Source organism: Sutcliffiella horikoshii, assembly GCF_020524325.1.
Taxonomy (GTDB): domain Bacteria; phylum Bacillota; class Bacilli; order Bacillales; family Bacillaceae_I; genus Sutcliffiella_A; species Sutcliffiella_A horikoshii_D.
The window spans coordinates 41,926-65,746 of sequence record NZ_JAIVKY010000003.1 but is presented as its reverse complement, the minus strand read 5'-3'; the positions used below and the strand labels follow the sequence as shown (position 1 = coordinate 65,746).

Annotated in this window: 22 protein-coding genes and 1 other annotated feature; of the genes, 14 read left to right on the top strand and 8 right to left on the bottom strand. The window is 41.7% G+C overall.

Going from position 1 to position 23,821, the window contains the following annotated elements:
* Positions 1-48: 48 nt before the first annotated feature.
* The 5 genes from abc-f to LC091_RS04395 form a co-directional block, all read right to left on the bottom strand.
* A complete protein-coding gene (gene abc-f / locus LC091_RS04410; RefSeq protein ID WP_226680615.1) occupies positions 49-1,935 on the bottom strand; it encodes a ribosomal protection-like ABC-F family protein in 1,887 nt (628 codons plus the stop codon).
* Positions 1,936-2,086: 151 nt separating this feature from the next.
* Positions 2,087-2,218 (bottom strand): RAxF-45 family protein, encoded by a 132-nt coding sequence (locus tag LC091_RS20335; protein ID WP_263290307.1) that lies wholly within the window; start codon positions 2,216-2,218, stop codon positions 2,087-2,089.
* Positions 2,219-2,340: 122 nt separating this feature from the next.
* Positions 2,341-3,483, bottom strand: coding sequence for a glycosyltransferase family 4 protein (locus LC091_RS04405; RefSeq protein WP_226680614.1), 1,143 nt, complete (start codon positions 3,481-3,483; stop codon positions 2,341-2,343).
* A 17-nt stretch (positions 3,484-3,500) separates the two neighbouring features.
* Positions 3,501-4,043 carry a phosphatase PAP2 family protein gene (locus LC091_RS04400; RefSeq protein ID WP_404819656.1) on the bottom strand — a complete coding sequence of 181 codons (543 nt, stop codon included), beginning with the start codon at positions 4,041-4,043 and terminating at the stop codon, positions 3,501-3,503.
* Positions 4,044-4,363: 320 nt separating this feature from the next.
* Positions 4,364-4,882 carry a gamma carbonic anhydrase gene (locus LC091_RS04395; RefSeq protein WP_226680612.1) on the bottom strand — a complete coding sequence of 173 codons (519 nt, stop codon included), beginning with the start codon at positions 4,880-4,882 and terminating at the stop codon, positions 4,364-4,366.
* Positions 4,883-4,963: 81 nt separating this feature from the next.
* On the opposite strand from LC091_RS04395, the gene LC091_RS04390 reads away from it, so the two are divergent.
* Positions 4,964-5,755 (top strand): alpha/beta hydrolase, encoded by a 792-nt coding sequence (locus LC091_RS04390; protein ID WP_226680610.1) that lies wholly within the window; start codon positions 4,964-4,966, stop codon positions 5,753-5,755.
* Between the two features lie 2 nt (positions 5,756-5,757).
* A complete protein-coding gene (locus tag LC091_RS04385) occupies positions 5,758-6,828 on the top strand; it encodes a tetraprenyl-beta-curcumene synthase family protein (protein ID WP_226680608.1) in 1,071 nt (356 codons plus the stop codon).
* Positions 6,829-6,925: 97 nt separating this feature from the next.
* On the opposite strand, the gene LC091_RS04380 is transcribed toward LC091_RS04385, so the two are convergent.
* Together LC091_RS04380 and LC091_RS04375 are read right to left on the bottom strand one after the other, a co-directional pair.
* On the bottom strand, positions 6,926-7,498 hold the full coding sequence (locus LC091_RS04380; protein WP_226680607.1) for a class I SAM-dependent methyltransferase: 573 nt from the start codon (positions 7,496-7,498) through the stop codon (positions 6,926-6,928).
* The gene (locus LC091_RS04375; protein ID WP_226680605.1) at positions 7,495-8,463 is read right to left on the bottom strand and encodes a TIGR01212 family radical SAM protein; all 969 of its coding nucleotides are present in this window, start codon (positions 8,461-8,463) and stop codon (positions 7,495-7,497) included. The genes LC091_RS04380 and LC091_RS04375 overlap by 4 nt, the downstream gene beginning before the upstream one ends.
* Positions 8,464-8,618: 155 nt before the next feature.
* On the opposite strand from LC091_RS04375, the gene LC091_RS04370 reads away from it, so the two are divergent.
* The 5 genes from LC091_RS04370 to LC091_RS04350 all read left to right on the top strand — a co-directional run bounded on the left by LC091_RS04370 (position 8,619) and on the right by LC091_RS04350 (position 13,640).
* Positions 8,619-8,882 (top strand): YtzC family protein, encoded by a 264-nt coding sequence (locus tag LC091_RS04370; RefSeq protein WP_010195299.1) that lies wholly within the window; start codon positions 8,619-8,621, stop codon positions 8,880-8,882.
* A 15-nt stretch (positions 8,883-8,897) separates the two neighbouring features.
* The gene (locus LC091_RS04365) at positions 8,898-9,062 is read left to right on the top strand and encodes a glycogen biosynthesis protein GlgD (RefSeq protein WP_148966909.1); all 165 of its coding nucleotides are present in this window, start codon (positions 8,898-8,900) and stop codon (positions 9,060-9,062) included.
* A gap of 392 nt (positions 9,063-9,454) precedes the next feature.
* Positions 9,455-10,654 (top strand): MDR family MFS transporter, encoded by a 1,200-nt coding sequence (locus tag LC091_RS04360; RefSeq protein WP_226680678.1) that lies wholly within the window; start codon positions 9,455-9,457, stop codon positions 10,652-10,654.
* Between the two features lie 168 nt (positions 10,655-10,822).
* Positions 10,823-12,703, top strand: a complete 1,881-nt coding sequence (gene htpG, locus LC091_RS04355) for a molecular chaperone HtpG (RefSeq protein WP_226680604.1) — start codon at positions 10,823-10,825, stop codon at positions 12,701-12,703.
* A 556-nt stretch (positions 12,704-13,259) separates the two neighbouring features.
* The gene (locus tag LC091_RS04350; protein ID WP_226680602.1) at positions 13,260-13,640 is read left to right on the top strand and encodes a VOC family protein; all 381 of its coding nucleotides are present in this window, start codon (positions 13,260-13,262) and stop codon (positions 13,638-13,640) included.
* A 58-nt stretch (positions 13,641-13,698) separates the two neighbouring features.
* On the opposite strand, the gene LC091_RS04345 is transcribed toward LC091_RS04350, so the two are convergent.
* Positions 13,699-15,465 carry a dihydroorotate dehydrogenase gene (locus LC091_RS04345; RefSeq protein ID WP_226680600.1) on the bottom strand — a complete coding sequence of 589 codons (1,767 nt, stop codon included), beginning with the start codon at positions 15,463-15,465 and terminating at the stop codon, positions 13,699-13,701.
* A gap of 134 nt (positions 15,466-15,599) precedes the next feature.
* Here LC091_RS04345 and LC091_RS04340 point away from each other — a divergent pair, with 134 nt between their 5' ends.
* From LC091_RS04340 to LC091_RS04310, 7 genes are all read left to right on the top strand, one after another.
* The gene (locus tag LC091_RS04340; RefSeq protein WP_226680599.1) at positions 15,600-16,970 is read left to right on the top strand and encodes a sigma-54 interaction domain-containing protein; all 1,371 of its coding nucleotides are present in this window, start codon (positions 15,600-15,602) and stop codon (positions 16,968-16,970) included.
* 254 nt (positions 16,971-17,224) lie between these two features.
* A complete protein-coding gene (locus LC091_RS04335) occupies positions 17,225-18,547 on the top strand; it encodes a GntP family permease (protein ID WP_226680597.1) in 1,323 nt (440 codons plus the stop codon).
* 29 nt (positions 18,548-18,576) lie between these two features.
* Positions 18,577-19,353: a 3-hydroxybutyrate dehydrogenase gene (locus LC091_RS04330; protein ID WP_226680596.1), complete on the top strand. Its 777-nt coding sequence runs from the start codon at positions 18,577-18,579 to the stop codon at positions 19,351-19,353.
* Positions 19,354-19,532: 179 nt separating this feature from the next.
* Positions 19,533-19,724 (top strand): hypothetical protein, encoded by a 192-nt coding sequence (locus LC091_RS04325; RefSeq protein WP_226680593.1) that lies wholly within the window; start codon positions 19,533-19,535, stop codon positions 19,722-19,724.
* 52 nt (positions 19,725-19,776) lie between these two features.
* Positions 19,777-19,917, top strand: a complete 141-nt coding sequence (locus tag LC091_RS04320; RefSeq protein WP_226680592.1) for a hypothetical protein — start codon at positions 19,777-19,779, stop codon at positions 19,915-19,917.
* Positions 19,918-20,017: 100 nt separating this feature from the next.
* Positions 20,018-20,266: a binding site (T-box leader), on the top strand.
* Between the two features lie 280 nt (positions 20,267-20,546).
* Positions 20,547-22,964: a leucine--tRNA ligase gene (gene leuS, locus LC091_RS04315; protein WP_226680590.1), complete on the top strand. Its 2,418-nt coding sequence runs from the start codon at positions 20,547-20,549 to the stop codon at positions 22,962-22,964.
* A gap of 122 nt (positions 22,965-23,086) precedes the next feature.
* A complete protein-coding gene (locus LC091_RS04310) occupies positions 23,087-23,392 on the top strand; it encodes a rhodanese-like domain-containing protein (protein WP_226680588.1) in 306 nt (101 codons plus the stop codon).
* Positions 23,393-23,821 lie beyond the last annotated feature (429 nt).

Sequence of the window (23,821 nt, the reverse complement as noted above, 5' to 3'; positions counted from 1 at the left end):
GCCCAGAATGAGGCTCTTTAAGAGCTCTCATCTAGGGCGGTTTTAGTTTTAAAGGATTTCTTCTAACTTCATATATAAAGAATCTCTTTCTTTTTCTAAAACGGTAAGTTCATCTTGTAGTTTTTGAAGTGTAAGTAAATCTTCTTCATTTACCATTAGTGTTTCCAATTTTACAATCTCTGTTTCCAAATCTTCTAAATCCATTTCAAGTTTTTCGTAGCTTTTATCATCATTCACGGTTGGAACTGCTTGCTTTTTGTTTTTCTCCATATCTCTGATTTTAGGAATGGTCACAACCTTTTGCCTCTCCAATTCCTCCCGCTTCTCCCGCGCATACTGATAGTTCCCTTCATAGGTAACGAGCTCGCCATCTTCTAACCAGCAAGTTTTCTCAAAATACTTATTTAAGAAGTAGCGATCATGGGAGACAGCGAGGATAGTACCGTCGAACTCCTCTAATGCTTCTTCTAGTACTTCGCGGGAATCTATGTCCAGGTGGTTAGTCGGCTCATCTAATATCAGAAGATTGATGTCTTGGTGCATAAGTTGTGCAAGGCGCAGGCGCATTTTTTCGCCGCCGCTTAAATTTTCCACCTTCTTAAATACAGCAGGTCCATAGAATAAGAATTTGGCTAACACATGTCTTGCTTGTTCCAAGGTGATGGAAATATCCTCACGGAAAGCTTCAATCAATGTTTGGTTTGGGTTACTCGCCTTAATGTGTTGTGAAAGATAACCGACTTTGGCATTGCTGCCAAGTTTCACAAACCCACTATCCGCATCTAGTTCTCCAAGTAATATCTTTAAAAGAGTAGACTTACCCGTACCATTCTGACCAACAATGGCAGCCCGTTCTCTAAAATAAACCGCAAGATCAACTTCATGGAAAAGAGCTTTCGTACCAAAAGCTTTACTTACCTTTTCCATTGTGACAACATCTTTTCCGCTGCGGTCTGCGGCATCAAATTGAAGACCCATTGCCTTTCTTTCAAGAATAGGACGCTTTAATTTTTCCATTCTATTTAGTGCTTTTTCCATGCTTTTCGCGCGGCGGTGCATGGCAGCATTAGGCGGGTTGCTCTGATTCGCCCATTCCTTCAATCGTTTGATCGCATCTTTCATTTTTTTGATTTTTTTCTGTTGTTCTTGATAGGCCGAGAACTCCAACAGCAGACGTTCTTCTTTTTCATTTAGAAAACCACTGTAGTTAGTGTGGTAAGTGTGAATCTCGCCGTCCTCTAAATCAATTATTTTCGTCGCTACTTCATCAAGGAAATAGCGGTCATGTGAGATGGCAACAACTGTCCCATCATAATCTTTGAGATATTGCTCCAGCCACTCTACAGAAAAAATATCAAGATGGTTTGTCGGTTCATCAAGCAATAAAACATCCGGGTTTTGTAACAGGATAAATCCTAAGCATATCTTTGTCTGCTCTCCGCCACTCAAGCTTGAGAATGGCTGAGGGAGTAAATGGGCAATCTTTAATCCGTTCGCAATACGCTGAATGGAGGCATCCATTTCGTACCCTCCCATAAAACCGAATCGTTCTTGCAATACGCCGTATTCCTGCATAATCCTGTTTAATTTGTTTTCTTCAACAACCTCAGCCATTTGCTTCTCTATTGCCCGAAGCTTATGTTGCAATTCTACAGTTTCCTTGAAAGCCGACTGCAATACATCTTCTCCTGTTGTCCCGTCAGGATAGGAGGGGATTTGAGCAAGGTATCCAATTTTAGCACCTTTTTTTATATGAATAGCTCCTTTATCAGGTGCTTCTATTCCACTGATCAGTTGAAAGAGTGTCGTCTTTCCACTTCCGTTTCTTCCAACAAGTCCAATGCGGTCGTTTGCCTGGATTTCCATCGAAACATCCTCAAAAATCATCGTGCCTGCAAAGCTTTTACTTATATTATTTAATGTACATATCATCATGTTTTGTTCACTCCTTCAGAATTTAAACGCACAAAAAAACCATGAGTAAGAAGAAGCCTTCTTTGCCATGGTTTTTATCTAGGCACATGTGTACTCAACGAAAAATGAGTACTCTGTGGATATAGTGTGCTTTAGGGCAAAAGATCTCTTACTATCTGTCTTTTCTATTCAGCTGTCTAAAAATGGACATACGTGTCCCGTTGATAGCTGAATCATGAAAAATTGCACGACAAATATGCAAGTATGCCATGTATTGTGTGCGAGCATTTACAGATAGTAACATCTTTTTTCCCTCCTTCCGAACAGTTAAGATAGATATATTATATAATATTCCGTTTTAATGTTGCAAATTTTTATAAAACTTAATAGGTCAAAAGAAAAAGGAGGCGAAATGGCCTCCTTTTCTTACGCAAGTATTTGTATTTTTTCTGGTGCTAAAGCACGTTGGTAATCGTTAAGGAGCCTTTCGAAAATGGAGTCCCAAGACTGCTCTAAGGCATATTGGCGGCCGGCATATCCCATTTGTTCTCGCTTTTCATCGTCTTCTATAAGACTGGTGATGGCAGAAGAAAACGAAACGGCATCATTTTGGTTGCACAGATGGCCTGTCAACCCTTGTTTGATGATTGTTTTGACACCTCCAGCATTGGCACCAACAACAGGTGTCCCGGATGCCAATGCTTCTAACACCACATTCCCAAAGGTTTCGGTAGCAGAAGGGAAGACAAATATATCAGATCCGGAATAAATCTCTGCCAGACTTTGTCCAGACTGAAAGCCCGCGAAGCTCATATTGTCAGGGGCATTTTTATGCATTTCTTGTTTTAAGGGTCCGTCGCCTACTATTAGCCAATGTACATCGTGACGTATAGATGGAGGCAAGGAAGATTGGATTTTTGGAAGTAAGGCTACATCTTTTTCAGGGGCAAGCCTGCCCACGTAGGTAAGGATATGTTTTTCTTTGATGTTGAATTTATTTTTTAATAGTTCAGAGGAGGTTCCAGGATGGAAGACGGAACAGTCCACCCCTCTAGGCCAGATGGCAGTATTGGTGAATCCATGTTTATTGAGGTGGTTCTGGGTGTCAGTGGATGGAACAAAAATCTTGCGCAAAGGTCGATGGAACCAACGCATATATCTCCAAAGCACTTTTGTCAGAAATTGAAGGTCATAGTATTCGAGGTATTTGTCAAAGTCAGTGTGGTAGGATCCAACAACCGGAATGTCGAATTTTTTTGCATAGTGAAGTCCGCAAAGGCCTATATTAAAGGGAGTTGCAACATGAATGAGGTCGGGCTTAAACTTTAGAAGCTCGGCCTTCACGGACAGCATATTAGGCAATGCAAGTCGGCACTCGGGATATAGAAAGAATGGAAGACTTGCAAAGCGATGGACCTGGCTGGAAAAAAGATCTTTATTTGTACTTTCTGGTGCAAATACACGATATTCCAGTCCTTTTTTGTCCAAATAGTTGGTGAATCTTTTTAGAGTTTTAGCGACACCATTGACATCTGGTGCAAAAGTGTCAGTAAAAATGGCAATTTTCATAGTGAGCCTCCTTCTTTTTATGTGAATAGGGGAACAACTAATAGATAGGATACGATTGCTGTAGTGCTTCCGAGTATCATTCCGACTGCAACATCAGATGGGTAATGAAGTCCTAGATATATCCTTGAAACTCCTACACTTAGCGCCAGAGGAATTGCTAGAATGGCCAGTGGCGGGAAATATAAGACAAAAGGAATAATACTTGAGAAAATGGCTGTTGTATGACCAGATGGAAAGGAATGATCTTTTAGCGGGTTTGTCGCGACCTTAATTTCAGCAAGTGCAAGATATGGTCTGCGTCTTGGATAAAGTTTCTTTGCAATGGCTACAGGAATATGACTAAGCGCCAATGATAGACCCGCAGCAATTGCTGTATGTTTAAGGGAATGATTGCTGAAAATAATTAAAAGTAAGAGGCTGCAAATGGTAAATGTGGCTCCGCCTGCATGTGTGATGTTGCGGAAAAAGAAATTCAAAGATTTTCTGTCAAAATGACGATTTACACTGCGAAACAGATTGCATTCGAATTCGTAGAAATTAGCTAGTAATTTGACCATCATCAGGGCTCCTTTTTAGCTAGGTTTTATTCTTATTTTTATTTTAGGTGGAAAATATTTAGGAAGTTATAAGTCTATGTAAAGAAAGGGTAAGAATTTGGTGGTGGAAAATTTACAGAAATTTTAGAATAAAAAAAGACCACCCGGGTTTTGGGGTGGTGTGTAGATTATTAATGTTGCATTAACTGTTGATCTCCGTTCCAGGCGCTTCGCTTTCCAGTGGGCGGTCCGTGAGCCTCCTCACAACGCTTCAGGGGTCTCACCTGTCCCTTCCTCCCACAGGAGTCTGCGCGCCTTCCACTGCGATCAACTGGGTATTCCTATCACTTCTGTACAGATTTGTAGAATTGGCCTTTTTCGACGTATTCTCTACGTATGCGGGCCATGTCTAGTTTGTCTTCTTCTGTTAGTTCTCGGACTACTTTGGCGGGACGGCCAAATGCGAGAGAGTTTGGAGGAATGCGTTTTCCAGGAGGGACTAGGCTGCCGGCACCGATGAAGGAGCCTTCTCCGATTTCAGCTCCGTCTAAAATGATGGAGCCCATGCCAATTAAGGCGTTTTTGCGAACAAATGCGCTATGTAGTGTACATTGATGCCCAACTGTGACATCATCTTCAATTATCAAAGGTTTGTTTGGACTTTGATGAAGCAGGGATTGATCTTGAATGTTTACTCTGTCTCCGATAATGGTCGGTGCAACATCACCACGAATGACGGTATGAAACCAGATGCTGCTTTCTTTTCCGATGGTCACATCACCGGTGATGACGGAGAAGTCTGCCAGATAGGCAGTTTGGTCAATTTGTGGTTTTTTATCTAGATATGGGTATATTTTATACATAAGTTCCTCCAGCTTGTAAGAGATCAATGTTTTATTTTATTATATCAGAAAGAAATTTATTTTTTTAAGGGAGTGTTTGAAATGTGGAAATGGGAGGCTGAAAATCCTAAGGGTACCATTGTCATTGTCCACGGGGCTCAGGAGCATCATGGGAGATACACATGGCTGTTGGATCAGTGGAAAACAAACGGATTTAATGTCATTATGGGGGATTTGCCTGGGCAGGGTCTTTCCACACGTAGAAGAGGACATATCGATAATTTTGATGAATATATAGAAGAAGTGGAAAAGTGGATTAAAGAAGCCTACCTCTTGAAGCCGCCGGTCTTTGTTATTGGCCATAGCATGGGAGGGTTGGCAGTTATCCGTACACTGCAGGAAAAGAAACCTTTGATGGTGGATGGTGTTATACTTTCGTCACCGTGTTTGAAACTATTGCATCATCCAGCGAAAGGGCTCGATGTACTTTCCAAGGGGCTAAACTTTGTCTTGCCGAAAACAAAGTTCAAGACAGGTTTGACGATAGATAAAGCGACAAGAAATGAAGAAATGAGAAGAAGTGCTGCAGGAGATGAGCTATATATCACGAAAGTGTCAGTTAGATGGTATCGTGAACTTGTTCAATCAATGAACCAAGCTTTTACTGGAATAGAAAAGTTTCCAAATCTTCCTGTTTTGCTTTTGCAAGCAGGAGATGATTTGATTGTCGATAAATTTGCATCTGAAACATGGTTTAATTCCCTTTCTGCTAAAGAGAAAACGTATAAGGAGTGGGAGGGTCTTTACCATGAAATATTTAATGAACCAGAACGGGATTGTGTGTTTCGCTTTGCCAAAGCTTTTGTGGACTTACAATTAGAAGGAAGTGACTAAATTTGAAGGTACCCACCCATCCCTTTTCTTTGATGAAAAGAGTGTATCGAGATGTGTTTCCCGTTGTCTATGAGGAGTTAGAGCATTGGAAAAATAGGGCTTCTATTATTCCTGACGAGGAACTTCGCAAACAGGCGTTAGCTAGTATTGAGACAAAAGCTTTCCATTGTGAAGGTGGCGGGATTCTGTCTTTGCTTGCAGGTTCCGATTTTCGGGAAGCGGTGAAGTTTATCGTTGCATATCAGACAATCAGTGACTATTTGGATAACTTATGTGACAGAAGCACATCCTTGGATCCTGAAGATTTCGCTGCACTGCATGAATCCATGCCGGACGCGTTGACTGTAGGAGCACCTTTGAAAGAATATTATCGGTTTCGGGAAGAACAGGATGATGGAGGGTATTTGGCGAGCTTAGTGACGACCTGTCAGAAAGTGCTGGGGGCTCATCGAAATTATGAAAAAATAGCTCCACACCTAGTAAGGCTTGCCGGTTATTATTGTGATCTGCAGGTGCATAAGCATGTGATCGAGGAAGATCGGGTGCCAAGGCTTGAAGAATGGTTCGCTCTTTATAAGAAGGAGCTGCCACCAATGGAATGGTATGAATTCTCTGCTTGTACAGGGTCCACTCTTGGGATTTTTTGTTTGGTTTCTCAAGCATATCGCGAATCCTTTACTTCAACACATGCCGAGAAAATAGTAGGTGGCTATTTCCCTTATATTCAGGGATTACATATACTTTTGGATTATTTCATTGACCAGGAAGAGGACATAGATGGCGGGGACCTCAATTTCTGTAGTTATTATGAAAGTGAGTCTGTGTTTATGGACAGGTTACGGCATTTTATGGAGCAGGCGGACGTTTATACAGCGGGTTTGCCTTATGAGAAGTTTCACCGCTTGATTAATCGGGGTCTGCTCGGCGTCTACCTTTCAGACCGTAAAGTCCATGACTGTAAAGACATTGCCTCCATGGCCAAAAGCATCATCAAAGCAAGCGGCGGCACCGCCTACTTCTTCTACATGAATGGACGAGCCTACCGCAAATTCCAAAGCTGGCGCGGCGCATAAAGAGAAAGGACTTTAGTGATTTAAAGAAGTAACGAGGGGTCTGACCCTCAATGCGTTAATGCAATAAAGGAACCGACATTCACCCATGCCGGTTCCTTTATTTTTTTTCGATTGCGATGATGAATGGTGGGTTGTTGATTTGGTTCATGAAGCGGTATTGGAGGACGTGGGCTTTTTTCTGGTCTAGTTTGGTAACGTAGTCCAGGAGGGCGTCGCGTTCGACTTGGCCTTCTGGATGTCCATGATAGATGACAAGGACGATTACCGCCTCTTTTTCCATCACAGATAATAGGCTGTCCACTGCTTCAATTGTACTTTCTGGAACCGTCACAATTTCTTTGTCCCCACCAGGAAGGTAGCCAAGGTTAAAAATGGCTCCCCTGATTAAACGATGTTTTTCTGTTGGAATGCGCTCCAAAATTTCGGCATGACTGTCTTCAAATAGGGTAACCCGCGACTCTACCCCATGTTCTTCTAGCAATGTTTTGGTATTCGAAAGTGCTTCCGCCTGAATATCAAAGCCATATACATGACCGTGTTCTCCCACAAGCTCTGAAAGGAAGAGGGTGTCATGGCCATTTCCGACCGTACAATCCACAGCTATATCCCCCTCAGATAACGCGAGCTTCATTATTTTTTTGCTATAAGGCAGTACGCGTTCCAATTTCATGATCCATCACCACTGTTATAATATTTGCCCTGAAAGCTATCTCGTCGTTTCAACTCTGCATCAATGGCATTCAAGACAGACCATTTGTCCACACTCCACATAGGACCAATCATAATATCAATAGGACCGTCTCCTGTAATGCGGTGGACAATCATCTCGGGAGGTAAAATTTCAAGCTGATCGCAAACAAGCTGGATGTAATCTTCAAAGGACAGAAACTCAAGCATCCCTTTTTCGTATTGCTTCACCATTGGAGTACCCTTTAAAAGATGCAACAAGTGAATTTTAATCCCCTGCACATCTAGCTTCGCAACAGCCTCTGCAGTCTCCATCATCATCTTGTTATCTTCAAGTGGCAGGCCATCAATAATATGTGAACAGACACGAATACCGTGTTTACGAAGTTTGTTAACTCCTTCCACATACGTTTCAAAGTCATGTGCACGGTTGATCAATAGCGCCGTGCGTTCATGAACGGTTTGCAGGCCAAGCTCCACCCATAAATAAGTGCGCTTATTCAGTTCTGCCAAATATTCAACCACATCATCTGGCAAGCAATCAGGACGTGTACCAATGGAAAGTCCGACTACACCTTCTTGCTTCAGCACTGTTTCGTACTTTTCCCTAAGAACTTCAACAGGTGCATGAGTATTGGTGAAAGCCTGAAAATAAGCCATGTATTTACCGTCTTTCCATTTATGATGCATTTTATTTTTTATTTCATTAAACTGTGTGACCAGGTCATCAGCCCGATTTCCGGCAAAATCACCAGAACCTGCTGCACTGCAAAAAGTACATCCGCCATGCGCTACTGTGCCATCACGGTTAGGGCAATCAAAGCCCCCATCTAACGCCACTTTGAACACCTTGTGTCCAAAATGATTGCGTAAATGATAATTCCAAGTGTGATATCGTTTATCTTCAACGGAATATGGAAACGGATTTTGCTTTTTTAGGTTGTTCATCCGTACTCCCCCTCTTTTTATCCAATAGTTCTAACAAACCATTTTAGCATGTAAATTGCTTCTGCTTCAATGCTGCTCATTTTTTTAGCATGGACTTAAAAAAAATGAGCAAAATAAAGCCGAGTACACAGAAAAAATGTGGGGTGAATGGAATCATGGCAACAAGAGAATCTGTTGAACAGTTTATTCAACAATGTGAAGATGCACTGCGCAATGCACATGCACAATACACAGAAGCAAAACAACTGGAACACTACAATGATACAGAGTTTACGAGCGCTCAAGAGCAGATTGAGGCAACTTACAATGACTTGATGCACCTTTCCCAAAGTTGTAACGCACAGCAACGTGAGCAATTGAACCGCATGCGTCTTCAATTGCAAAACCTGCAAAATGAAATGACATTATTGAGACATTAAGGGAGGCTTCCATTTATGAAAAAACGCTCTAAGCAAAATAACCCGGAACAAAAAACGAGAAATGCCGAAAACACAGCAGTCGAAATGGGTGCAGAGTATAATCCGGTTAAAGAAGTTAAGCAAAAGAATCTTAAGAAGTCCCAACCAGTCCGCTCCAAAAATCATAGCGAAAACGAGTAGAAGAGCAGCCTAAGCGCTGCTTTCAGTGTGTAGACAAAGCTTAAAATAATAATAGTCTCTAGTTGATCGCAGTGGAAGGAGCGAAGACTCCTGCGGGAGGAAAGGACATGGAAGACCCCGCAGGGCGAAGCCCGAGGAGGCTTCCGGACTGCCCGCGGAAAGCGAAGCTCCTGTAACGGAGATCAACTCTTCCACAGATAACCTAACTAGTTTATAGTTTATCGACAGTCTGAAAGCAGCCTAAGCGCTGCTTTTTTGTTCGTCCCAAAAGTCAGAATACATACACTTTCAAAATTGAAGTTTTTTATATTGAAACTCCCTCCAAAACGGATTACAATTATTTTGGATTTCGAAATAATTTGGTTGAAGGAGGGCATGTAGAAATGCGAAAAATGCCCAGAGCCCTTTGGTTATTAGTTATTGGAATGGCAATAAACGTAACAGGGGCTTCTTTTTTATGGCCGTTAAATACAATATACATTCATGACATTCTCGGAAAATCCCTGTCTGTAGCGGGGCTTGTTCTGATGGTCAATGCTGGTGCAAGTGTCATCGGCAACCTGATCGGTGGAATTCTTTTTGATAAAATCGGTGGCTACCGGTCAATTTTATTAGGTATTTCCATCACTATCACCGCATTGATCGGGATGACCATTAATCACTCATGGACCTTTTATGTCGTATACCTCACCATCATTGGGTTTGGATCCGGAATAGTCTTTCCCTCTATGTACGCGATGGCAGGATCTGTCTGGAAGGAAGGCGGACGTAAAGCATTTAATGCCATGTATGTGTCTCAAAATCTTGGCGTGGCAATCGGTGCGGCACTAGGCGGGCTTGTTGCGGACATCCGTTTTGACTACATATTCCTTGCGAATACAGTCACATATGCGGTGTTTTTTACAATAGCGCTATTGGGATATAGAAAAATCCAGGCAAACCCTACAAGTCAGACTTCTATTCTGGATCAGAAAAAGAAAGTAAAAGACCATACGAAACTTTATGCTTTGTTAACGGTATGTATTGGTTATTTGCTTTGTTGGATGGGCTATGTGCAGTGGCAGACGACCATCGCGACACATACCCAATCGCTAGGCATATCGCTTAAACAGTACAGTATTTTGTGGACAATCAACGGAGCAATGATTGTGTTGGCACAACCCATCATTTCGTGGATAGTCAAAAAGTACACTAAAACGCTGAAGACTCAAATCATTGTCGGTTTAGTTATTTTCATTATTTCCTTTGCGGTCGTGGGAGTGGCAGAGCAGTACACAGCTTTCGTCACAGCCATGATTATCATTACCATTGGGGAAATGTTCGTCTGGCCGGCCGTTCCGACTGTCGCGAACCAGCTAGCTCCAAAAGGGCGTGAAGGATTCTATCAAGGAATTGTTAACTCAACGGCAACAGGCGGACGAATGCTTGGACCTTTCATGGGTGGAGTATTGGTGGACCTTTCCGGCATGGGAATGTTGTTTGGAGTCCTAATGGCCTTCATGTTGGTAGCTATTTTTACCACATCAATATATGATCGAAAATTAAAAGTAACTGCAACAAATGTACCTGAACTATCTAAAAGTGCATCTTAAATAAACAACCTAAACGGTGTGATTCTTTTATCTGAGTCACACCGTTTTTTCGTAGATTTCTATTGACATAAAATATCCAAATATGATAATTATTTTATAGAGTATTAGCACTCTTGGTCTGAGAGTGCTAAAATATAATCATACATAATTGGAAGGAGAAATCAGAACATGACAAAGAAAGAATTCCAAGCTGAATCTAAACGACTGCTAGAAATGATGATCAACTCCATCTACTCCCAGCGTGAGGTTTTTCTACGAGAGCTTATCTCCAATGCAAGTGATGCAATGGATAAGATTTATTATCGCGCATTGACAGATGATTCTCTTACATTTGATAAGGACAACTATTTTGTAAAAGTTATCCCAAATAAAGAAAATAGAACCTTAACCATTGTGGATACAGGTATTGGGATGACAAAAGAAGAACTAGAAGCAAATCTTGGTGTTATTGCAAAAAGTGGTTCTCTGGCATTTAAAAAAGAAAACGAAATCAAGGATGGACATGACATCATCGGCCAATTCGGTGTCGGCTTCTATGCGGCATTCATGGTTGCGGATGTCGTAACCGTAACAAGTAGAGCACTTGGCAGCGATGAAGCGTACAGATGGGAATCGGAAGGCGCAGATGGCTACACAATCGAGCCAACCGAAAAAGAAACTGTTGGTACAGAAATCGTTCTGAAAATAAAAGAGAATACAGAAGACGAAAGCTATGATGAGTACTTAGAAGAGTACAGATTAAAGTCCATCATCAAAAAGTATTCCGACTTCATCCGCTACCCAATTAAGATGGATGTAACAACTTCCAAACCGAAAGCGGACAATGAAGAGGAACTAGAAGAAGTGTCAGAAGAGCAAACCATTAACAGCATGGTGCCGATTTGGCGTAAAAATAAATCTGAACTTACAGACGAAGATTATGAGAAATTTTATAATGAAAAGCACTATGGTTTTGACAAACCATTAAAGCATCTTCATATTAGTGTAGACGGTACGATCCGCTATAACTCTATTCTTTATATTCCAGAGAGCATTCCATTTGATTACTATTCAAAAGAATTTGAAAAAGGATTGGAGCTCTATTCAAGTGGCGTTTTGATTATGAACAAGTGTGCCGACTTACTGCCTGATCATTTTAGTTTTGTAAAAGGATTGGTAGATTCTGAGGACTTGTCTCTTAACATCTCTCGTGAAATGCTACAGCAAGATCGTCAGCTGAAATTCATCGCGAAGAACTTGGCAAAGAAAATCAAGAGTGCCTTGCTTGGCATGATGAAAGACGAGCGCGAGAAATATGAGAAATTCTTTGAAGCATTCGGCCGCCAATTGAAGTATGGAGTTTATGCAGAATACGGCGCTAACAAAGAGCAGTTACAAGACTTGCTGATGTTCTATTCTTCTACAGAGAAGAAACTAGTGACGTTGGATGAGTATATCTCCCGCATGAAAGAGGACCAAAAGTATATCTATTATGCAACTGGTGAGTCCAAAGAAAGAATCGAAAAACTTCCGCAAACCGAGCTTGTATCTGACAAAGGGTATGAAATGCTTTACTTCACAGAGGACATTGATGAGTTTGCTATCAAGATGCTGATGAACTACAAAGAAAAAGAATTCAAAAACGTATCAAGCGGTGATCTTGGCATAGATTCTGAAGAAGATGACAAACAAACGGAATCCGAGCAGGAAGCAAACAAGGAATTGTTCGAAGCGATGAAGGAAATCCTTGCTGATAAGGTTTCAGCAGTAAAGGTATCTAAGCGTTTAAAAACACACCCAGTTTGCCTTTCAACTGAAGGGGAAGTAACCATTGAGATGGAGAAAATCCTAAGCGCGATGCCGGATAATCAAAATATTAAGGCTAATAAGGTTCTTGAAATCAACACAAACCATGAAGTGTATACTGCGTTGAAAAATGCTCATGAGGGTGACCGTGAGAAACTTGCATTGTACACAAACCTGCTCTACAGCCAAGCGTTGCTGATTGAAGGACTGCCACTTGAAGATCCTGTTGAGTTTACTAACGATATTTGTAAAGTGATGGTGTAAGAATATAATAGAAGCCAATCCAGTTCTCTGATGAGTGGGATTGGCTTCTTTTATTGTTTTGGAAAGTGGATAATACAGTTGATTTCCGTTCCAGGCGCTTCGCTTGCCTGCGGGCAGTCCGTGAGCCTCCTCAGACTTCGCCTTCCGGGGTCTCACCTGTCCCTTCCTCCCACGGGCGTCTGCGCGCCTTCCACTCCAATCAACAAAGTTTCTTCAATTAACAATGGATTTATAAATGGGAGTCTAAACGAGTTAACCGTGAAAGTATTAACGTATCATCCTTGAAATTTATAGCTGTGGATTGGAGCAAAAGGCGAAGACTCCAGCGGGGGAGTAACGGTAGGTTGAGACCCCGCAACGAAGTGAGGAGGCTCAAGCACCGTCCCGCGGAAAGCGAAGCCATTTGCGGAAATCAACAGCGGCGATTACCCACAAACTAATGTTTCTTACTCGTTTTTTCTCATTTGCTTCCAACATTCCAAATTTATTTTCAAAGGACTTTTCCTTAAAATACCGAATAGTAAACGAGTGAACATAAAAAGGAGGGAGAAAAAACATGCAAAAAACGTTACCGATCAAAAATCAAATGAATGGTGTTTTCATTCACGTATCTAATCTAAAAAAATCCGCCCAGTGGTACTCTGAATTACTAGGGTTGGACCTTAATCTAGATTCAGTACAATCTCCTGTCTACAATATCCCCTTAGTTGGAAGTAGCTCCTTGACCCTTGATGATCATACCTTTGATCCAGGGTTTAAATATATGCCAACAGACGCACCTTTGTTCAATTTTTATGCACCAGACATCAATGAAGCTTATCAATATATCCAAGCAAAAGGCATTGAAATTGTTCGGGAGATTGAACGGGTAGGAGAAACGGCTTGGTTTAATATCAAAGATCCAGACGGTAACGTGGTCATGATTTGTAATTGCTAACCTTATGAAAAAATTAAGCCGATGAAGTTAATAACTTCATCGGCAAGCACTAAAAGACTTATTTATTTTTAAGTAAATACTTACACGACAATACTAATCCCACAATATATAACCCTAAAGCGATATAAGCTGGAACCAAGTGGACGAACGTGGTATAGCCTATAGCAAAATGAACATAGATTCCCGCAATGAAAGCCGGCAGCCCTCCAATAAGAAAAGTCCACCATACCCATCTGTTCCCTTGTTGGTAGCCCCAAAGGGAAAGAGTCAATACCAATAAGCCGACACTTAAAAGAGCACTCCCAAATCCTGCCCGGTCATGAGCTAATACAGGTATTAAATTTTGATTGAAACTCTCAAGCATCTCAGGCGGCATACAAATATATTGGATGTCAGTAGAAACAAAAACATTTGATACACCAATATAAGAAATGATGATTCCCCCAAGAACAAAAGAAAACCCTAATAGGACAAAGGCCAATTGTCCATAAATACCAAGCTTCCAAGCATTGTCGTTTTGACGGTTAGGAGAGGCAGGGGTTCCAGAAATATGTTTGGTTTTCCAAAAACCATAGAGATATACAGGCAACAAAACCAACCAGAATAATAGGTGCAACCAGTCAAAATATCCATAACCAATGAAAGCGAAGATACCGAGAAAGCCTAGTATAGCAGCAATATCAATAGCCTGCTTAGCCCATTTTAACCCTCTTTTGACCCCGTATCTTGCCAGTTGCATATACACAATTCCACCCGAAATCATCGTTCCTGCAAGGGTCATTCGGTCATGTGCCATAAATAACATGATTCGTTCATTGAACAACCAGATTTCTTCTTTTTTCACCCCAAGGAAATGTTCGTCATAAGGTAAAATGATAGAAGTGATACTGAAAAGAAGAGCTAAAATTCCTCCAAGAAATATAAACATTCCAAACAGCCAATAAGCAAACCATCCTTCTTGTATGTGGGGAGCAACTTCTTTTCTATCCAATAATGCCTCATTAATCCGCTTGGTTAGTCCCGGTCCGGAAAATACATACCCTTCTTTTAAAAGGAGCAGGTCAGCTCCAGCATCACTCATTTCTAGAGCATCAGTGGGAGTGTTAATTCCTCCTGAACTGATGATGGTTTTCTCCCATCCCATCTTTCTCAGAAGTTGTATCTCTTTCAGGAGATTTTCCTTCCCATTCGTTTCTTCTATAACTAGACCGGAGAAGTGGACAAGGTCAGATAGAGGAAGTGATCCGACTTTCTTTAAAGAAAGGAGAATGGGTTTATCCTTATGTCCTAAACTTTTAACATCGGGTGATTCCACAATAAAACCTGCAACCAGATGTTCGAACCCATTTGCCATCTTTTCCAATTCCTCTGTTGTACCTAGTACCCGGACAAAGAGAGGCTGTTTTACAGGAGTATTTTTAATTTTTTCTAAAGCTTTCTGGAATCCAATCGTTTCTTGTGGGAAATGAATGGTTTCTGTTTTTTCTTGCACAAATAGAGTCTCATTGCTATGTGTGGGTTCCCACGTCACCGGACCCACTTCTATAAACCCGAAGCCAAGGTTGGAAAATGCGCGAGTTCCGCTAAGGTTTGGGTCCAGTTTTCCTGACAGGCCAACAGGGTTTCGAAAAGGAACATCCATCAGTTCGGTTTGAAGATAAGGGGAGCATTCTTCCCTTCCAAGAAAGTTGATAATCGTTCCTCCTACACCCAAAGGAAGAGAAGCGATCGTATTCATGCCGCGATGAATAAACTCCCTTGAAACAACAGGAGGCAGTTTCATTAATATCGGCTTGAAGATTCCATGATAAGACCAATCTGGCATATGCTAGACCTCACATTCAAAAACATTCGTTACTATTATTGTAACAAACTTGCAAACTATATATTTATGAAAACGCTCTCATCAGTATCTGATTTTTGTGATATATTTATTTCAGATAAGCAGGAGGGGTATAGATGGGAGTAAAAGAAAGCTTACTTACAGATGAGATGATGGATACCATCATTGCAAATGCGTTCGAGTGGATTGTGGTGGTCAATCATGAAGGTAACATTATTTACATGAATGATAGTTATTGTGATTTTATAGGGGTGGACAATAAAGAAGTCATAGGCAAACATGTTACAGAAGTCATTGAAAACACACGTATGCATGAAGTTGTTAAGACGGGAAAGGAAGAGCTTGCCGACCTTCAATATATAAAAGGAAACTATATGATTGCTAATCGTGTACCAATTTTTAATAAAAGCGGGGAAGTAATCGGTGCATACGGGACGGTAATTTTCAGAGACACAAGTGAATGGGACAAAATGAACAGTCATGTGAAAAGCATGCTTGGCAGAATGCGAAACTATCTGCAGGAGTACGAGCAGCAAACAGGTGTGAGATACACGTTAGAGGATATCATCGGAAACTCTAAGCTTATCAAACTTTTAAAAGAAAAGGTAAAGCAGATTGCTGCAAGTGACGTATCCATTCTGATTCGCGGAGAGAGCGGAACAGGAAAGGAGCTGTTTGCGCATAGTATCCATCAGCTAAGCAACCGAAGTCAAATGCCTTTTATCAAATTGAACTGTGCAGCTATCCCAGAGCATCTCCTAGAATCCGAGTTGTTCGGTTACGAAGAAGGAGCCTTTACAGGAGCAAAAAAAGGCGGGAAAAAGGGGAAGTTTATGCTTGCCGATGGAGGGACATTATTTCTTGATGAAATCGGGGATATGTCTTTGCCGATGCAAATCAAACTGCTGCGTGCGTTGCAAGAAGGAGAAGTGGAGCCGGTCGGTGCTGTAAAGCCAATACAAGTAAATGTGCGGGTCATTGCAGCGACCAATCGCCCCTTAGAAAAAATGATGGAAGAAAAGCGTTTCAGGGATGATCTATATTATCGCATCCATGTAATACCTTTTCAGATTCCATCATTAAGGGAGAGAACAGAAGATATTCCGCTTCTTGTCGAACATTTTATTCAGAAAATCTGTAAGCGGACAGGCAGGAGAATCACATCCGTAACAGAGGATGCCCTTTATGCACTGTCGCGTTACCGTTGGCCGGGCAATATAAGGGAACTTGAGAATGTCATCCAGGCAGCTGTACATTTATCTACCGGTGAAAAGCTGACAGTGGAAGTGCTTCCTGACTACTTGAGGGATTCCTATTCCATTCCAATTGGCTCTAAACCATTGAAAGAAACGTTAGAGGATGCGGAAAAACAGGCTATTATTCAAACACTGGAAAAGTGTCAAAATGATAAATTGGTGACGGCAAAGCAACTTGGCATCAGTAAATCAAGCCTTTATGAAAAGTTAAAGAAGTTTGGGATACAATAGCCAATTAAGCAAGGTTGTTTTAGAGTCCAGATATTCGGAATTCGTTCCAGATATCTGGACTCCTTTGTTTTATGGCAGTTCGTCTGTTTTTGTCCAGATTCCCGGAATAACCTTTTGTTCAAAATATTGAAACAATTAAACTTGCAAGTTGGCACGCTTCTTGCATTGATAAATATGGAACGTAAAGATTATTGGTAAAAAGTTTACGTTATTTTGTAAGCGTTTACCAAAAGGAGAAAAAGGGGGAAAGAAAGATGTGGAGTATGATTGGTCTTATCGGTGGTTTGGCATTATTAATTTTTTTAACGATGAGAGGCATGAACCTTCTAGTAGTAGGTCCATTGTCAGCACTATTTGTAGCTCTATTAAGTGGAATGCCGTTATTTCCACAACTGGTCGCTGAAGGGGAAGTGAACTTTGTCAGCAGTTATATGGGCGGTTTCTCGTCCTTTGTGACTTCCTGGTACTTAATGTTCTTACTTGGTGCCATTTTTGGAAAAGTAATGGAGGATAGCGGAGCGGCAGATTCCGTTTCCAGATTGGTTGTAGATAAGCTGGGCATGAAATTTGCTGTTCTGGCTATTGTTGCAGCTTGTGCCATCTTGACTTACGGGGGAGTAAGCTTGTTCGTTGTTGCCTTCTCTGTTTATCCTATGGCAATTAGCTTGTTCAAACAGGCAAACCTGCCGCGTCGTTTCATTCCGGCTGCACTGGCATTTGGTTCTGTAACGTTTACAATGACTTCTGCAGGGTCTCCAGAGATCCAAAACTGGATTCCGATTGAATATTTGGACACAAGTCCGTATGCTGGAGCGGAAGTAAGTGCACTAGTGGCCGTGTTTATGATGATTTTCGGTTACTGGTGGTTGAAACGTATGATTTCAAAGGCAGTTGGACGCGGAGAAACGTTTGTTTCGAGAGATAGCGATCCGACAATGGATAGTGAAAGACCATTGCCAAATCCGTTTTTGAGTTTTATTCCACTAGTTGTGGTACTAGTAATCTCGTATATTTTCCATGATGATTTGAAGCAATCTGCTCTAATTATCGCTTTACTAGGTGGTATCATCACAACTTATGTGCTTGGAAGAAAGTACTTCAAAAACTTCTGGAACGCCATTTCCGAAGGGACGATGGGTGCTTTGATTGCTATTGGTAACACGGCGGCAGTAGTAGGATTTGGCGGAGTTGCCAAGGCGGTGCCTGCATTTGGCACGGTCGTTGAGGCCATGACAAACATCCCGGGAAGCCCGCTTATAGGGGCGGCAATTGCAGTCAGCGTAATCGCAGGTATGACAGGATCTGCTTCTGGTGGTCAGGTTATCGCTTTGCCATTGATTGCGCCACATTACATGGATATGGGCGTCAATCCTGAAGCGCTTCACCGTACCGTCGCCATTTCATCTGGTGCGCTTGATTCATTACCGCATAACGGATATGTAGTAACAACTGTTCGAGCAATCTGTGGGGAAACGCATCAGGCGGCTTATGGCCCAGTTGCAGCATTGACAGTCATCGTTCCGTTGATTGGTTTGGCTATTGCTATCGCATTGTTCTCTATGGGACTAGGAATCTAATAATTTTTTCCTGAAAGGAGTTTAGAGCAGTGGTTAAAGATAAAGTTGTACTCATCACGGGAGCAGCTCAAGGAATAGGATACGAAATAGGAAAACAATTTGCCGAAGCTGGGGCAAAGGTCATGCTAACTGATTTGCATGAAGAGAATGTAGTAGAGGCAGGAGAAGGATTGAACCGCCTTGGATTGACTGCCAGAGGACTAAAGTGTGATGTCACGTCAGAGGAAGAGTTAAAATCTGTTATTGATGCCACGGTTTCTGAATTCGGACGGCTGGATGTATTGATCAACAATGCAGGATTACAATATGTTTCCATGTTGGAGGACTTCCCGACTGAAAAATTTGAGCTCCTTACCCGGGTAATGCTTGTAGCTCCTTTTGTCGCGACAAAGCATGCTTTTCCAGTGATGAAAGCCCAAGGATTCGGAAGAATTTTGAATATGGCTTCCATCAATGGTTTGGTTGGATTTGCAGGAAAAGCAGCATATAACAGCGCAAAACACGGAGTGATCGGTCTGACAAAGGTCTCTGCCTTAGAGGGAGCGGCAGATGGAATCACCGTGAATGCACTATGTCCTGGATACGTGGATACACCGCTTGTCCGAGGACAGCTGAAAGATCTTGCCGAAACAAGAAAGGTACCATTGGAAAAGGTGTTGGAAGAAGTCATCTACCCATTGGTTCCGCAGCGCAGGCTATTGGAAGTGAAGGAAATTGCCGATTATGCCATGTTTTTAAGCAGCGATGCGGCTGGGGGGGTTACAGGTCAAGCAGTCGTGATCGATGGTGGCTACACTGTTCAATAGTTTTTTGTGAAGCTGAGTCTCAGGTTTCTCTCTCCTATTAATGAGAGGGCCTGGGGCTTTTTATATGAAATGTCGAATAATAAATCAAATATTTTTGATTTATTAGTTGCATAATTTTTCCTCCGTGCATATAATAAAATTAGTTAATCAATAAAATTTGATTTATAGGAGGACTAAACATGAATACACATCTTTATACACTTTCCAAATTGAACGAACAGAAACTAGCTAGTTTGCAAAATGACATTCAACTTAGCATTACTTCCAAGGTCAGAGGAAAAAGCATTCTAAGCAAACTTCAAAACTTCTATGCCAAAGTTTTTACTCAGAATCATAACCACCAGCATGATTCATGCTGCCCACAAAATTAATTATGATTTTTTAATCAATAAAAATTGATTTAATGACAGAGGAGGAAAAGATATGTTTTCATTTTTAAAGAAAAAAGATTTAACTTGTTGTGGAGTGGATATTGTAGAGATAAAGGAAGAACAAAATCAGGCTTGCTGCAAGGAAGCAGAACTTGAAAATTGTTGCGAAGAAGCAACATCAATTTGCTGCTAAAGATTGAATACATTTTAGAAAAACGTCCATAATGATTATTAGTGAAAATACCCCTTGCAGTTTTTTAGTAAATTCATTAAAATACAAACTAACAACTAAAACTTATACGTTGAAAAGGATTAGTAATGGACGAAACGAGCATAGAGAGTTGACGGGTGGTGGAAGTCAACAAACGATCGGACATGAACTCACCTTGGAGTAGCAAGTGTGAACCCTTCATATTTGAAGGCAGTAATATTTCGCCGTATCATCCGCGTTAAGGATTCGAGTGATTATCACAATTATATTGTGATAGTAATCTGGGTGGTACCGCGGTAGGTTAAGTATATTCAAACCTCTCGTCCCTTTATTGGGATGAGGGGTTTTTTGTATTTTATCGGCTGTTTCAAAAAAAATTACTGCTTACTCTAAAGTAAAACATTTGAGTGGATTGGAGCGGAAGGCACTCGACTCCTGCGGGGGAGTAGCGACAATGTTGAGACCCCGCAGGGCGAAGCACGAGGAGGCTCAAGGTCGCCCTCTGGATAAGCGAGTGCCTGCAGCGGAAAGTAACGATCAATCTTCAAATTAACAAACAAATTATTTAAGAGAAACAGCCAATTCATTTGAGTTAACAGGAGGAAGAAAAGATGTCATTTCAACATCAGTCCATTGAACAAAAATGGCAAAAGTATTGGGAAGAAAACAAAACATTCAAAACACATGAAGAAAAAGGGAAAGAAAAGTTCTATGCACTAGACATGTTCCCTTACCCATCTGGCGCAGGCTTGCACGTAGGTCACCCAGAAGGTTACACAGCAACAGATATCCTTTCCCGCATGAAGCGTATGCAAGGACAAAACGTCCTTCATCCAATGGGATGGGATGCATTCGGTCTACCTGCAGAGCAATATGCTTTAGACACTGGTAACGATCCTGCAGAATTCACAGAACAAAATATCAATACATTCCGTAGACAAATAAAGTCCCTAGGTTTCTCTTATGACTGGGATCGCGAAGTAAACACAACAGATCCTGAATACTATAAATGGACTCAATGGATTTTCTTGAAGCTGTACGAAAAAGGTTTGGCATATGTCGATGAAGTACCTGTGAACTGGTGCCCTGCACTCGGTACGGTTTTAGCAAACGAAGAAGTAATTGACGGAAAATCTGAGCGGGGCGGACATCCGGTAGAACGCCGTCCAATGCGACAGTGGATCCTAAGAATCACAGAATACGCAGATCGCCTGTTGGAAGACTTGAACGAATTGGATTGGCCGGAAAGCTTAAAGGATATGCAGCGCAACTGGATCGGACGTTCGGAAGGTGCGAATGTACATTTCAACATCGACGGTACGGATGAGAACTTCACTGTTTTCACGACACGCCCAGACACACTTTTCGGTGCAACTTATGCAGTGTTGGCTCCTGAGCATCCGTTAGTGAAAAAAATTACAACAGATAAACAACGTGAAGCAGTTGAAACGTATATCACAAAAGTTCAAAGCAAAAGCGACCTTGAACGTACGGAGCTTTCCAAAGAAAAATCTGGTGAGTTCACTGGTGCATTCGCAGTAAATCCTGCTAACGGCGAGAAATTGCCAATCTGGATCGCGGATTATGTGTTGATGAGCTATGGTACTGGAGCAATTATGGCCGTACCTGCACATGATGAGCGCGACTGGGAATTCGCAACTAAATTCGAGCTTCCAATCGTAGAAGTAGTTGCAGGTGGCGATGTTACAAAAGAAGCCTACACAGGTGACGGAGAACACGTTAACTCCGACTTCTTGAACGGTCTTGGAAAAGAAGAAGCAATCTCCAACATGATCGAATGGTTAGCTGCCAATGAAAAAGGCGAAAAGAAAGTATCTTACCGCCTTCGTGACTGGTTGTTCAGCCGTCAGCGCTACTGGGGCGAGCCGATTCCAATCATCCATTGGGAAGATGGCACAACCACAGCTGTACCGGAAGATCAGCTTCCGCTTGTATTACCAAAAACAACAGAAATCCGTCCATCCGGTACAGGAGAATCCCCACTTGCAGCCATTGAAGATTGGGTAAATGTCGTAGACCCTGAAACGGGTAAAAAGGGCCGCCGTGAAACAAACACGATGCCACAATGGGGCGGAAGCTGCTGGTACTACTTGCGCTATATCGATCCGAAAAACAGCGAACAACTTGCTGATCCTGAAAAACTAAAAGAATGGTTGCCGGTTGACATCTACATCGGTGGAGCAGAGCACGCCGTACTTCACTTGCTATACGCACGCTTCTGGCACAAATTCTTATACGATATCGGTGTGGTTCCAACAAAAGAGCCATTCCAAAAACTTTTCAACCAAGGAATGATCCTTGGAGAAAATAACGAAAAAATGAGTAAATCCAAAGGGAACGTCGTAAACCCTGATCATATCGTGGAATCCCATGGTGCTGACACGCTTCGTCTTTACGAAATGTTCATGGGACCACTTGAAGCATCCATTGCTTGGTCCACCAACGGACTAGACGGATCCCGCCGCTTCCTTGACCGTGTGTGGAGATTGTTTGTGGAAGAAAACGGCAAGCTTAGCTCTAAGGTTGTGGAAGTAACAGAAGAGGACACACTTGAGAAAACGTACCATGCTACCGTGAAAAAAGTGACGGAAGACTACGAAGGTTTACGTTTCAACACAGCTATCTCTCAAATGATGGTCTTCATCAATGAAGCTTACAAAGCAGACACCATTGCCAAAGATTACGTGGAAGGTTTCGTTAAAATGCTTTCCCCAGTCTGCCCGCATATCGCTGAGGAGCTTTGGGAGAAACTAGGGAATGAAGAAACCATCACATATGCTGCGTGGCCAACATTCGATGAATCCAAACTAGTAGAAGATGAAGTCGAAATCGTTGTCCAAGTAAACGGAAAGCTTAAAGCGAAACTTTATGTTCCATCCGACGCTACCCGCGAAAAAATGGAAGAAATTGCACTTGCCGATGACGCTGTAAAAGAAAGCATTGAAGGCAAAACAGTACGCAAAGTAATCGCTGTTCCAGGTAAACTTGTGAACATCGTTGCGAACTAAGAGTTATACGGAAAATTAGCATGAGATTGCAAGACTGCCGACGTCCGATTGGCAGTCTTGTTTTCTTTTTGTTAAAATAGAGGGTAATAGCATTACACTACATAGAAGCGAGGTTTTCATACATGTCAGAAATCCAAACAATTACGACTGATGAGCTAAAAAAGAAACTTGACGCTGGCGAAGAGCTTTACCTAGTCGACGTCCGCGAAGACGAAGAAATCGAAATGGGCAAAATCAAACAAGCAGAACACATCCGCATGGGTGATATTCCAGAAAATCTAGACAAGCTCGACAAAGACAAAGAATACATCGTTATCTGCCGCTCCGGACGCCGCAGCGAAAACGTATGCCACTACCTGCAAGACCAAGGCTACAAAGTCCGCAACATGGAAGGCGGAATGTTAGAGTGGGAAGGCGAAGTAGAATAATTTGATTTTTGTGAGACCACTGACCAGTGGGCGAGAAATAGGCCGCTGGTTGGTGGTTTTTGTTTTTTTGAAAGTGACTGGGGTTAAGGTTCTGTCTTTTTCAAAAGTAGGTAATTAAGGGTTGCTGCTAGTAATAGCTGTCTAACGAGTGAGTTATTTCTCGTGGTGAAGCGAAATTAAAGCTCAAAAAGGAAATAGTCAAAAAACGAGCTGAATTAGTCAAAAAAACTATCCAATTATACGAAAAACTCCTCCAATTAGTCAAAAAACCTCTTCAAATTATCAATAATCCATATTATGTAAGATGGGCGCCCTTGCTATTTAATAAAAAGATGAAATTACCAAAAAAATTTTGCAGAAAAGAAGGAGATTTGTAGAAAGATGTCAAATGATACTCTTATCCTATAAAAGAGGTGATTTTTTGATAAA